The sequence below is a fragment of the Arthrobacter sp. SD76 genome (assembly GCF_049726125.1).
Lineage (GTDB): Bacteria > Actinomycetota > Actinomycetes > Actinomycetales > Micrococcaceae > Arthrobacter > Arthrobacter nitrophenolicus.
The window spans coordinates 2,824,507-2,836,464 of the sequence record NZ_JBNBLR010000001.1 but is presented as its reverse complement, the minus strand read 5'-3'; the positions used below and the strand labels follow the sequence as shown (position 1 = coordinate 2,836,464).

General features: G+C 65.8%; 9 protein-coding genes and 3 pseudogenes. 5 read left to right on the top strand and 7 right to left on the bottom strand.

Annotated elements, in window-relative coordinates:
• Positions 1-16: 16 nt before the first annotated feature.
• Together ACPEE0_RS13720 and ACPEE0_RS13715 are read left to right on the top strand one after the other, a co-directional pair.
• A complete protein-coding gene (locus ACPEE0_RS13720) occupies positions 17-778 on the top strand; it encodes an isoprenyl transferase (protein WP_009356222.1) in 762 nt (253 codons plus the stop codon).
• Between the two features lie 238 nt (positions 779-1,016).
• Positions 1,017-2,433 (top strand): annotated as a pseudogene (locus ACPEE0_RS13715) (PhoH family protein).
• Positions 2,434-2,651: 218 nt separating this feature from the next.
• On the opposite strand, the pseudogene ACPEE0_RS13710 reads toward ACPEE0_RS13715, so the two are convergent.
• Together ACPEE0_RS13710 and ACPEE0_RS13705 are read right to left on the bottom strand one after the other, a co-directional pair.
• Positions 2,652-3,293, bottom strand: a pseudogene (locus ACPEE0_RS13710) (GNAT family N-acetyltransferase); the annotation flags it as partial.
• A 41-nt stretch (positions 3,294-3,334) separates the two neighbouring features.
• A complete protein-coding gene (locus ACPEE0_RS13705) occupies positions 3,335-4,129 on the bottom strand; it encodes a hypothetical protein (RefSeq protein WP_009356225.1) in 795 nt (264 codons plus the stop codon).
• A gap of 59 nt (positions 4,130-4,188) precedes the next feature.
• Here ACPEE0_RS13705 and ACPEE0_RS13700 point away from each other — a divergent pair, with 59 nt between their 5' ends.
• A complete protein-coding gene (locus ACPEE0_RS13700; protein ID WP_035751564.1) occupies positions 4,189-4,731 on the top strand; it encodes a prepilin peptidase in 543 nt (180 codons plus the stop codon).
• A 24-nt stretch (positions 4,732-4,755) separates the two neighbouring features.
• Positions 4,756-5,226: an NUDIX hydrolase gene (locus ACPEE0_RS13695; protein ID WP_009356227.1), complete on the top strand. Its 471-nt coding sequence runs from the start codon at positions 4,756-4,758 to the stop codon at positions 5,224-5,226.
• A gap of 108 nt (positions 5,227-5,334) precedes the next feature.
• On the opposite strand, the gene ACPEE0_RS13690 is transcribed toward ACPEE0_RS13695, so the two are convergent.
• The 5 genes and pseudogenes from ACPEE0_RS13690 to ACPEE0_RS13670 all read right to left on the bottom strand — a co-directional run bounded on the left by ACPEE0_RS13690 (position 5,335) and on the right by ACPEE0_RS13670 (position 10,666).
• Entirely contained in the window at positions 5,335-7,035 is a 1,701-nt protein-coding gene (locus tag ACPEE0_RS13690) for an MDR family MFS transporter (protein WP_009356228.1), read from the bottom strand.
• A 79-nt stretch (positions 7,036-7,114) separates the two neighbouring features.
• A complete protein-coding gene (locus ACPEE0_RS13685) occupies positions 7,115-7,702 on the bottom strand; it encodes a TetR/AcrR family transcriptional regulator (RefSeq protein WP_424574649.1) in 588 nt (195 codons plus the stop codon).
• Between the two features lie 145 nt (positions 7,703-7,847).
• Complete coding sequence (locus ACPEE0_RS13680) at positions 7,848-9,275, bottom strand: class II fumarate hydratase (protein ID WP_354175451.1); 1,428 nt, start codon at positions 9,273-9,275, stop codon at positions 7,848-7,850.
• An 87-nt stretch (positions 9,276-9,362) separates the two neighbouring features.
• Entirely contained in the window at positions 9,363-9,977 is a 615-nt protein-coding gene (locus ACPEE0_RS13675; protein ID WP_009356230.1) for a carbonic anhydrase, read from the bottom strand.
• A gap of 9 nt (positions 9,978-9,986) precedes the next feature.
• A pseudogene (locus ACPEE0_RS13670) lies at positions 9,987-10,666 on the bottom strand (DUF4245 domain-containing protein).
• A 225-nt stretch (positions 10,667-10,891) separates the two neighbouring features.
• Here ACPEE0_RS13670 and glpX point away from each other — a divergent pair.
• Positions 10,892-11,914, top strand: coding sequence for a class II fructose-bisphosphatase (gene glpX, locus ACPEE0_RS13665; RefSeq protein ID WP_200859118.1), 1,023 nt, complete (start codon positions 10,892-10,894; stop codon positions 11,912-11,914).
• The last annotated feature ends 44 nt before the right edge of the window (positions 11,915-11,958 follow it).

Here is an 11,958-nt window from a genome sequence, read left to right as displayed (position 1 = left end):
TCAGGTGAGTCGACGCGTGGAGTTGCCCGGGTTCCTTTACGGCTTCTACGAGCGGCGGCTCCTCAAAGACCTGCCCCGCGACCGCATTCCCCGCCATATCGGTGTCATGGTGGACGGCAACAGGCGCTGGGCAAAGCAGTTCAACGCCCCCACCAGCCAGGGCCACCAGGCCGGCGCGGACAAGATCCATGAGTTCCTGGGCTGGTGCCAGGAGCTCGGCGTCAAGGTGGTCACCCTGTACATGCTGTCCACGGACAACATGAACCGGTCCAGCGAAGAGCTTGACCTCCTGATGGGGATCATCGCCAACACCCTGGACCGGCTGGACGAGGATGCCAACATCTCCGTCCATGCAATGGGTGCCCCGGAACTGCTGCCCGGCTACCTCGCCGAGCGGCTCAACAAACTGACGGCCCGGACGCCCGTCCGGGAGAAGATCCACGTCAACGTGGCCGTCGGATACGGCGGGCGGCGTGAGATCGTGGACGCGGTCCGCGAACTCCTGCATGACGCCGTGGCCAAGGGCACCGACATTTCCCGGCTGGCGGATGAACTCTGCGTGGACGACATCTCCCGATTCCTCTACACCCGGGGCCAGCCGGATCCTGACCTGGTGATCCGCACCTCGGGCGAACAAAGGCTCTCAGGATTCCTGATGTGGCAGAGCGCGTACAGCGAGTTCTATTTCTGCGAGGCCCTCTGGCCGGCCTTCCGCAAAGTGGACTTCCTGCGGGCCCTCCGCGATTACGCGGGCCGGCAGCGGCGCTTCGGGACCTGACATCTCCGGTTCACGGGGAGTTCACGCCGGCGCAACAGGAATCGCCGCGTAATGGTTGCGGAAATTACCTGGAGTGGATTTACGTTATATCCATCAGCAGGCAAAACCGCCGGCTGATCGGGGAGGCCAGTACATGGAGCGAAACATCGCACCGGTTGTATGGGAGGCCGGACCCGGCCTCGTGGCCGAGCCGCCTCACCAATAACAATTCCGGGCTTGCCCCGGGGCTGGAGTCGATGTGGCTACTTCTGAACAACTGCCCGAGGTCCTTTTCGACCAGGGAGGGAAGCTACCTCTCGCGCCACGCGAGCCACTACACAAACCGGCGCAGCAACGGATGCTGCGGCCGGTTTTGCCGTCTCCGGAAGGGAAGCCCTCATCCACACGTTCGTGATCGACACGTCAGTCCTGTTGTCCGACCCGCGCGCCCTGCTCCGCTTTGCCGAACACGAGGTCATTGTCCCGGTGGTGGTCATCACGGAGCTGGAGGCCAAGCGGCACGACCCCGAACTCGGCTACTTTGCCCGCAAGGCCCTCCGGCTCCTCGACGACCTCCGGGTCAAACACGGCGGACTGAACCAGCCAATCCCCATCGGCGACGACGGCGGCACCCTCATGGTGGAGCTGAACCACATTTCGTCGGAGGTGCTGCCGCTGGGCTTCCGCAGCGGGGACAACGACAGCCGGATCCTTGCGGTGGCGAAGAACCTCTCCAACGAAGGCCGGGACGTCACAGTTGTGTCCAAGGACCTGCCGATGCGGGTCAAGGCCTCGGCGATGGGCCTGACGGCCGACGAATACCGCAACGAACTGGTCAAGGACTCCGGCTGGACGGGCGTCGCGGAGGTTGAGGCCAACGAACAGGAAATCTCCACCCTCTACGGCCACGAACCCGTTTTCATCCCCGCCGCAGCAGAAATGCCTGTCAACACCGGCCTGGTGCTGCTGTCCAACCGCGGCTCCGCCCTTGGCCGGGTGGGACCGGACAAGCAGGTCCGCCTGGTCAAGGGCGACCGTGACGTCTTTGGCCTGCACGGCAGGTCCGCCGAGCAGCGCCTGGCCATCGACATGCTGATGGACCCCGCCGTCGGCATCGTGTCCATCGGCGGCCGGGCCGGCACCGGCAAGTCGGCCCTTGCCCTGTGCGCCGGCCTCGAGGCGGTGCTGGAGCGGCGCGAGCACCGCAAGGTCATCGTCTTCCGCCCCCTTTACGCCGTCGGCGGCCAGGAACTCGGCTACCTGCCCGGTTCAGAGTCCGAGAAGATGAACCCCGGGCCCAGGCCGTCTTTGACACCCTCGGCGCGCTGGTCAGCCAGGAAGTGGTGGAGGAGGTCATGGACCGCGGAATGCTCGAGGTCATGCCGCTCACCCATATCCGCGGCCGTTCCCTGCACGACGCCTTCGTGATTGTCGACGAGGCCCAGTCGCTCGAAAAGAACGTCCTGCTGACCGTCATGAGCCGTATCGGGCAGAACTCCAAGATCGTCCTGACCCACGACGTCGCCCAGCGGGACAACCTCCGCGTCGGGCGCCACGACGGAATCGCCGCCGTCGTCGAAACCCTGAAGGGCCACCCGCTCTTCGGCCACGTCACCCTGACCCGCTCCGAAAGGTCCCCGATCGCAGCTCTGGTCACCGAGCTGCTCGAAGGCTAAGCGGAGGTGGCTGGAGGGCCGTGGTTCCGTTCGGCGGGCCACGGCCCTTCGCCGTCGCTTAGCGCGGAGGTCCCTTCCCAAGGCTCGCAAGCTCGCCTCGGGACCCTCGGGACGCCGCTTCCTCCCGGCGCGCCGCTACGGTCGCTGGGCGACCTGCGCATCGCTCTGGTCGGCGATGCGCTCCTACGCGAAGGACCGTAACCCGCCTCGTGGTCAGTCACCTTCAGGAACTTGGCTGCTGCTTCGTGGCCCTCGACCTGTAACTGCCAGTCGGGGCGCTTGAAGGTGTTTGGGGTGAGGCGGACGTGCTGGACAGTTTCGATCTGCGGGCCCCAGGCCTTGCGGGTGGTTCCGTTGAGTTCGTAGCCGAGGGAGCGGGAGACTCCGAGGGAGGCTTCGTTCCAGGCGGCGGCCTCGGATTCGGCGACTTCGGCACCCAGCCAGTCAAAGGCCCACAGGACGACGGCGGCGCGCATCTCCTTGCCAAGGCCCCGGCCCTGCACGGACTGCTTCAGCCAGGATCCGGTGGATACGGTCTTAAGCAGGGCGAACTCTTTGGCACCGACGTCCTGGCAGCCGATGAACTTGCCCTCGTGCCAAATGCCCAGGAGAAGCGTCCAGGACTCGGGGCTGCACTCAGCCCGGCAGCGCCAGTACCAGCGGGCCATGTTGGTGCCCAGCTCCTCCCCGGGAACCTCGGTCCACGGAGTGCTGAACGGGCTCTTCCCGGGCTCATGGATGCCGCTGCGTGCCGCGTCGACGGCGGCCGGAATGTCCTCGTCCCGGATCGGGCGCAGTTCCAGCCGAGGCGTGGTCAGCCTGAGGTCGAAGAGTGGCCAAACGGAACCCAGTGTAGTCATCAGCGAAGCCTAGCGGATGGGTTCTGCCAGGCTTTGTCACATCAGGCGGGGATGTCCCAGCTGATATGCCGCCGCACATCCGTGAGGTTCATGGATTCGGCCAGGAACAGGTCATCGAGCATGTATTCGTCCACGGCGAGGATCCGCAGCCACTGGCCGTACTCGCTGGTGGCGGGTTCCAGGGATTGGCTGGCAACGCACACGCCGGTTCCCACGTCCACCCGGATACGGTTGCGCCCGGCAAGGCAGAGTGGTGCAGCAGGATCCGCCGGATGGTAGGCGGGAGTGGGGATTACCACTGCCTCCAGAGCTGGTCTGCCTTCATGGTCAACAGCACGGTGCTCCTCCACCAGCAAGGCGTTGCTGCCTGGAAACTCGAGGGGAACGGGAGAGTTGCCGGCAAGTTCAACCGGATCCAAGGCAGCGGAGAAGCGGCCGTTTCCGAAACCGGGTTCCCCGTAGGCGGCTTCGGGCCGGCGTTTGACCAGGCCGGAGCCGTCGTAGACGGGTGTGACCAGCTGCGGCGGCAGCAGCCATGATTTCCGGGTGGAGCTGACGTAGAGCCCGTCGCGGGAATCGTTGATTCCGGTGGTGCTGTGGAGGACCAGTCCGTCCGGGCTTTCCAGGCGGAGGGCGCCGGGCCGGCGCAGCCATGCCCGCACCAGGGGAGCCGTGGGAGACGGTGCCTCGGTGAAGGGTTCGTCCCAGTACTCAAAGCGCAGCGACTGCCACTTCCAGGGCGAGGACCGGCACAGGTTGCGGAACGTGGCGATTGGGTCTGCGGACGATGCGCCGCGGTCCGGATCCGGCCGGTGCCGGGAATCCCATGTCGCCATATCCACAGTTTACGCGGGCACGGTACGGCGGCGACGGGAATTCCAGTAGCATCCGAGGGGTGATTGGTCGACTGGGGGATCTGTGGCAGCACATGCCGGCTGCTTTTTGGCTGGTGCTCGCGGCGTGCCTGTACTTCGCGGTGATGGCTGTCCGGCTGACGGTAATTGATGTCCGGCACCACCTGCTGCCCAACCGGATCGTCTTCCCGTCCTACGCCGTGGCCGGCATCCTGCTGCTGGGCGCCGCCATTGCCGGTGCCGCCGCCCCGGCGGGCGGCAACCTTAGTGCTGCCTTGTTTGCCGTGCCGGCGCTCCGCGTCGTGGCTGGTGCGGCCGTGCTGTGGCTTTTCTACTTTGTGCTCCGCTTTGCCTACCCGCCCGGCATGGGGTTCGGCGACGTGAAGCTGGCAGGCGTGCTGGGAATGTACCTTGGCTACCTTGGCTGGGGGCATCTGTTTGCCGGGACTTTCCTGGCGTTCCTGCTCGGCGGTCTCTGGTCTGTCGCGCTCCTGGCAGCCCGGCGTGGGACGCTGAAGTCCTCCATCCCGTTTGGTCCCTTCATGCTGGCCGGGACCGCCGCCGCCATGCTCCTGCCCGCCTGACGGCGCCACGGGTAGGCTGGCCGTATGCCTGCGCCTGAGTACATCCTGAGCCTGCGGAATAAGATCGGCAACGACCCCCTGTGGATTCCGGGGGTCCGCGGAGTGGTCTTCGACGACGCAGGACGCGTCCTGCTCGCGCAGCGGACGGACAACCGGCAGTGGGCGCTGGTCAGCGGAATCCTTGAGCCGGGGGAGCAGCCGGCACGGGGCCTGGTGCGTGAGATTTTCGAGGAAACGGCAGTCGTGGCGGAAGCCGAGCGGGTGGTGTCCGTGGGAGCGGTGGGCCCCTTCACCTATCCGAACGGGGATGTGTGCGAGTTCCTCGACGTGGTTTTCAGGTGCCGGTACGTCAGCGGGACGGCGAGGGTTAACGATGACGAGTCCCTGGCCGTGGGATGGTTCGCCCTGGACGAGCTTCCCGAGCTCATGCCGGGCCACCTTTCGAGTATCCGGCACGCCCTGGCGCCGGCGGAAGCCGCCCACTTCGAACCTTGAGCCGCCGCCTCACACGACAGGGACGCCGCAACCCCCAAGATTGCGGCGTCCCTGCCTGTCGATTGCCGCGTCCCTGCCCGGGCGCGGCTGTGGCGCGGACGACGGCGGTCAGCGGCCCTGGGAGACCAGCTCGCCGTCGTCGTCCTTGACAGCCAGCCGGACTTCTGCCGGGTCCGGGACCGCGGAAGTGGATGAACCGATGGCCGGGCTGCCGGCCAGGCCGGCCGCGAGCAGTTCCGCCTCCTCGCCGCCCACGGCCTCGCCGCGGGCCACCATCCCCGCGGTGTCGGAGAGGGGGATCTGCTTTAGCGTGATGGCCAGCAGCAGGGCGGCGGCGATGAACGGGAGCAGGTACCAGAACACCGGTGCCAGCGAGTCCGCGTAGGCATTGACGATGGCGTCGCGCAGCTGCTGCGGGAGCTGGCTGAGCGCTTGCGGATCCAGCGTGCTGGTGGACTGGGCCGCCTGGTCCGCCGAGGCTCCCGCCCCGGTGAACGCGTTGGTCAGGGACTCGGACAGCCTGTTGGTGAAGATGGCCCCGAACACCGCCACACCCATGGCGGCCCCCACTTCGCGGAAATAGTTGTTGGTGCTGGTCGCGGTACCGATCTGGTCCGCGGGGACGGAATTCTGGACCACGAGCACGGTAACCTGCATGATGAGGCCCAGCCCCGCGCCGAACACGAACAGCTGCACGCAGATCACCCAGATGGGGGTGCTCGCGGCCAGCGTGGTCATCCACAGCATGGCGGCCATCGTGAGCGCGGCACCCAGGATGGGGAACATCTTGTACTTGCCCGTTTTGGAAATCCGGATGCCCGAGTAGATGGAGGTTCCCATCAGGCCGGCCATCATGGGGAGCATGAGGAGCCCGGACTCGGCGGCGGAAGTGCCGGAGGACATCTGCAGGAACGTGGGGACAAACGCGATGGCCGAGAACATGCCCAGGCCCAGGGTGAAGCCGATGGCGGTGGCGTTGATGAAGATACGGTTGCGGAACAGGCTGAGCGGGATGATGGGGTCTTCCGCACGGCGCTCCACCAGGACAAACGCGGCGGCGGACACCAGCAGGCCGGCTCCGAAGGCCCAGGTGAGGGGTGAATCCCAGCCCTCGTCCTTCTTGCCGCCGAAGTCGGTGAAGAATATGAGGCACGTGGTGGCGGCGGACAACAGGGCGACGCCCAGGATATCGATCCGCTTCTCTGCCTTCTTGTTCGGCAGCGTGAGTGTGAACCAGGCGATGGCGAAGGCTGCGATGCCGATGGGGATATTGATGTAGAAGGCCCATTCCCAGGTCAGGTGGTCAACAAAGAAGCCGCCAAGGAGGGGGCCTGCCACTGCCGAGAGACCGAAGATGGCGCCCAGCGGGCCCATGTACTTGCCGCGGTCTTTCGCGGGGACAATGTCGGCAATGATGGCCTGGGACAGGATCATCAGGCCGCCGCCACCCAGGCCCTGGATTGCCCGGAAGACCACGAAGCCCCAGAAATCGGTGGCCAGGGCGCAGCCAACCGAAGCCAGCGTGAACAGGGCGATTGCGACCAGGAACAGGTTGCGCCGGCCCAGGATGTCGCCGAACTTGCCGTAGATCGGCATCACGATGGTGGTGGCCAGCAGGTAGGCCGTGGTGATCCAGGCCTGGTGTTCCACCCCGCCCAGTTTGCCCACGATGGTGGGCATGGCCGTGGACACGATGGTCTGGTCGAGGCTGGAGAGCAGCATGCCGGCGATCAGGGCCGAGAAGATGATCCAGATGCGCTTCTGGGTCAGCAGCAGCGGACCGGCCGGCGGCTTGGTGGTTGTACTCATTGGTGTCCTTCTGCGGCTGTGGTTTCCAAGGTGTTGAATGGCTGGGAGAAGAGCAGGCTGGCTGCGGAGATGTTCTCCATCAGCAGCTCCTGGTAGGGGCGGGTGTTGCCGTCCGAGAAGTAGGCCATGCTGCTTTTGCGGGCAATCGTGCCCAGCAGCACCACGGCCATTTGCACCACAGGGTGGTCCGCCGGGACGCCCTCGCGCCGGGCGACGTCCCGGCAAACTGCGCTTCGCGCTGTTCGGTGACGCCCATGATGCGCAGGATGAGCTGCGGTTCTTTCTTGACCACGGCGATCAGTTGCCGGGTTTCCTCTTCGGACGCCGACATGTGTTCGGACAGCTGCAGGGAGAGCCGGACCAGGTCGCGGAACAGGGTGGGTGAGATCTCACCGGAGGGCGAGTCTGATCCGCCGGCAACGAACTCGTCGATGATGTCGGCCGGAACGTCATCGTCCGCGTGGCCGATGATGGCGTCTTCCTTCGTGGGGAAGTAGTTGAAAAAGGTGCGGCGCGAGATGCCTGCCGCCTCGCAGACTTCCTCCACCGTGTAGCCGTTCAGGCCGCGTTCGGCAGTGAGGGCCCTGGCCGTTGCCGTGATGGCACCTCGGGTGGCCGCACGTTTCCGCTGCCGCAGCCCGGATCCGGAAGTTGCACTATCATTCACGAAGTAAAGTTTTGCACTTTAAGGCAATGAGTGCAACTTCATGCGCGGTCGGGCCGTTTACGGGCCTTAAAGCCCGACGGCGGCCGGTCACCTTCCGTTTCGAAAGGTGACCGGCCGCCGTCGGGCGTCCAGGGGCGGTGCGGCCCTACGCCTTGTGGGCGGGCGCCGTCATGGTGGTGACGTCAAGTGCTTTGTCCAGGTCGGCCTCGGAGACCTTGCCTTCACCGTCCCCGACGAAGCCCAGCTTCTCGGTTGCCTGGCGGATGGTCAGGCCCTCCGCGACAGCGGTCTTGGCGATCTTGGCGGCGTTCTCGTAACCGATGTACTTGTTCAGCGGGGTGACGATGGACGGGGAGGCCTCGGCCAGGAAGCGGGCGCGCTCCACGTTGGCCGTGATGCCGTCAATCATCTTGTCCGCCATGACGCGGCTGGTGTTGGCCAGCAGGCGGATCGACTCCAGCAGGTTGGCAGCCATGACCGGGATGCCGACGTTCAGCTCGAAGGCGCCGTTGGTACCGGACCAGGCGATGGCGGTGTCGTTGCCGATAACCTGTGCGGCCACCATGATGGACGCCTCGCAGATGACCGGGTTGACCTTGCCGGGCATGATCGAGGAGCCGGGCTGCAGGTCCGGGATGGCAATCTCGCCGAGGCCCGTGTTGGGGCCGGAGCCCATCCAGCGCAGGTCGTTGTTGATCTTCATGAACGAGATGGCGATGTTGCGCAGCTGGCTGGACGCCTCGATCAGGCCGTCGCGGTTTGCCTGTGCCTCGAAATGGTCGCGGGCCTCCGTAAGGGGCAGCCCGGTGTCGGTGGCGAGCAGTTCGATGACGCGCTCCGGGAACCCTGCGGGGGTGTTGATGCCGGTGCCCACGGCGGTGCCGCCCAGCGGAACCTCGGCAACGCGGGGGAGGGAGGCGTTAATGCGCTCGATGCCGTAGCGGACCTGTGCCGCGTAGCCGCCGAACTCCTGGCCCAGGGTCACGGGCGTGGCGTCCATCAGGTGCGTGCGGCCGGACTTCACCACGTCCTTGAACTCAACAGCCTTGCGTTCCAGCGACTCCGCCAGGTAGCCCAGGGCGGGGATCAGGTCATTGATCAGCGCGGAGGTGGCCGCAACGTGCACGGAGGTGGGGAACACGTCGTTGGAGGACTGGGAAGCATTGACGTGGTCGTTCGGGTGGACAACCTTGTCGCTGCCTGCGGCCTTCAGGGCGCGGGTGGCCAGCTCGGCGAGGACCTCGTTCGTGTTCATGTTCGAGGAGGTGCCGGAGCCGGTCTGGAAAACGTCGATGGGGAAGTCGCCGTCGTACTTGCCGGCAGCAACCTCGTCAGCCGCGTCCGCGATCGCCTTGGCCAGCTCGCCGTCGAGCACACCCAGTTCAGCGTTGGCCTGGGCAGCAGCCTTCTTCACCCGGGCGAGCGCCTCAATGTGCGTGCGTTCCAGGGTCTTGCCGGAAATCGGGAAGTTCTCCACTGCCCGCTGCGTCTGCGCGCGGTACAGTGCGTTCACGGGGACGCGGACTTCGCCCATCGTGTCATGTTCAATGCGGAACTCTTCAGTGGAAGTCATGGGGCTAGCTTATGGCGACCAGCCACCCCATCGAAAACCGTGAACAGCATGCTACGGGGCCCTTGCCGGGCCCCGTACAGATGCCTTCTAGAGCTCGCCGATTCCCGAAACAAGGTTCGCACGGCCCTCTGCCAGGCTGTACGAAAGGCCGATGACAGCCGTCCGGCCCTGTTCAATTGCGTCCGAAATCACACGCGAGCTGTCCGCCAGCCGCTGCGAGGTCTGCTTGACGTGCTCCACCACCATGTCGTTGACCTCGGTTTCGTCGTTGCGCAGCGAAGTCAGTACGGAAGGCGTGATGCGCTCGACGAGGTCACGGATGAAGCCGGCAGGCATCTGGCCGGTCTCCACGGCTGACTTGGTGGCGCTGACGGCGCCGCAGCTGTCATGGCCGAGGACCACGATCAGCGGCACTCCCAGCACCCCCACGCTGTATTCGAGGGAACCCAGGACGGCATCATCGATCACCTGGCCGGCCGTCCGCACCACGAAGACGTCACCGAGTCCGACGTCGAAGATGATCTCGGCCGCGAGGCGGGAATCGGAGCAACCAAAGATCACCGCAAACGGGTGCTGGTTCTCCACGAGGGAGGAGCGGCGCGACGCGTCCTGGTTGGGATGGGACGTCTCGCCGCTGACAAAGCGTTCGTTTCCTTCGCGCAGACGGCGCCAGGCAAGTGCAGGAGTCAGGTATGTAGCCACGCGACTACGTTACGGTGCAGGTGCGCCCGAGGGTGAAACTGTGACGGCGGGGCTGCTTTCCATGGACTTCACGACGGCGTCCGCCAAGGTGGCGAACTCGTCCAGCTGGGCGGCGCCGGACAGGATGACGGTTGTTCCGCGGTAGTCCAGGACGGGGATTTCTCGCCCTTGCCGGTGTCCCGGATCTCCCATTCCTGGCCTCCCGCGTTCCGGGAACCCGTCACCGGTGCGTTGCGCGTCTGCTGGAGCAGCCAGGTGGGATTGGCTTTGCTGGTCTGGACCAGGGAGATGAATGAGTCCTTGGGGGTCAGGCACCCCACCTCCCAGGTGGGGACCCCGCTGCCCGTCCCTGCTTCCCAGCGTGCGTAGTTCGGGCGGAAAGTGCCACCGGTCTCCGGGGCAGCCGGTGTGAATCCTGCCACATCCGTGGCGTTGCGGGAGACAGCGGCCACGTCGATGTCGGGGCGGTAGCCTTCGGTCTTGGGCAGCGGATTCATGAGGATGATCGGCAGGAAGGCTGCGATGCTGACCACCAGTGCGATGATCATGCCGATCGCTGAAGCGTTCGCCCGTTTGGCGGCGGCAGCCGGAATGACAGGCTTCACCGGAGCTTCGCCGCCCGGACCGGCTGCCTCCGGTCCGCCTGCCGGGTCCGCTGGCTCGGGGCTGGGACTGGTCTTCTCCTGCATGTCATTCACCCCTCTATAGTCGCCCATGCCGGCGGGCAACTTCCATTCGTGCCGGATCCCGCCGCCGGACGCCCCTCCAGGGCACATTGCGCTGCCACGTCATCCGCCGCCCGGCGGGCGGCACCGCGACTATGATCGGAAGTAGAGGAATCACCGTCCACCTGTTCCGGCGGGCGGGTTCAATGATCGCCACTCGAAGAAGAGGTTCACGTGTCACCAGCGTCCATGACCCAGAAGTACTCCACGATCTCACCGTCCCTGGCGGTGGGCAATGACGAACCGGACCGCAACCTTGCCCTCGAGCTTGTCCGCGTCACCGAGGCGGCAGCGATCGCCGGCGGCCACTGGGTGGGCTTCGGTGACAAGAACACGGCGGACGGCGCGGCCGTGGATGCCATGCGCTCCTTCCTGCAGACCGTCCACTTCAACGGCGTCGTGGTGATCGGCGAAGGCGAGAAGGACGAAGCGCCAATGCTGTTCAACGGTGAGCGCGTTGGTGACGGCACCGGCCCCGAGGTGGATGTCGCCGTCGACCCCATCGATGGAACCCGCCTGACCGCACTCGGCATCAACAACGCCCTCGCCGTGCTGGCCGTCGCCGAACGCGGCTCCATGTTCGACCCCTCCGCCGTCTTCTACATGGAGAAGCTCGTCACCGGCCCGGAAGCCGCTGACATGGTGGACCTGCGCCTGCCGGTGAAGCAGAACCTGCACCTGATTGCCAAGGCCAAGGGCGTAAAAGTCAACCAGCTCAACGTCATGATCCTTGACCGCGACCGGCACCGTCCGCTGGTGGAAGAAATCCGCGAGGCCGGCGCGCGCACAAAGTTCATCATGGACGGTGACGTCGCAGGCGCCATCGCCGCGGCCCGCTCCGGCACCGGCGTGGACGCCCTGATGGGCATCGGCGGTACCCCCGAAGGCATTGTGGCCGCCTGTGCCATCAAGTCCCTCGGCGGCGTCATCCAGGGCCGGCTGTGGCCCACCAGCGACGAAGAGAAGCAGAAGGCGATCGACGCCGGCCACGACCTGGAACGCGTCCTCTCCACCAACGACCTCGTCTCCAGCGACAACTGCTACTTCGCCGCGACGGGCATCACCGACGGTGACCTCCTCAAGGGCGTCCGCTACTCCAAGGACAAGGTCCTCACCCAGTCCATCGTGATGCGCTCCAAGTCCGGAACCATCCGTTTCGTGGACGGTGAGCACCGCGCAGACAAGTGGGAAGGCTACGCCCGCAAGAGCTGACCCGCCAGGCTGGACCGCCGGAGTCCCGGAGCAACGTGCTCCGG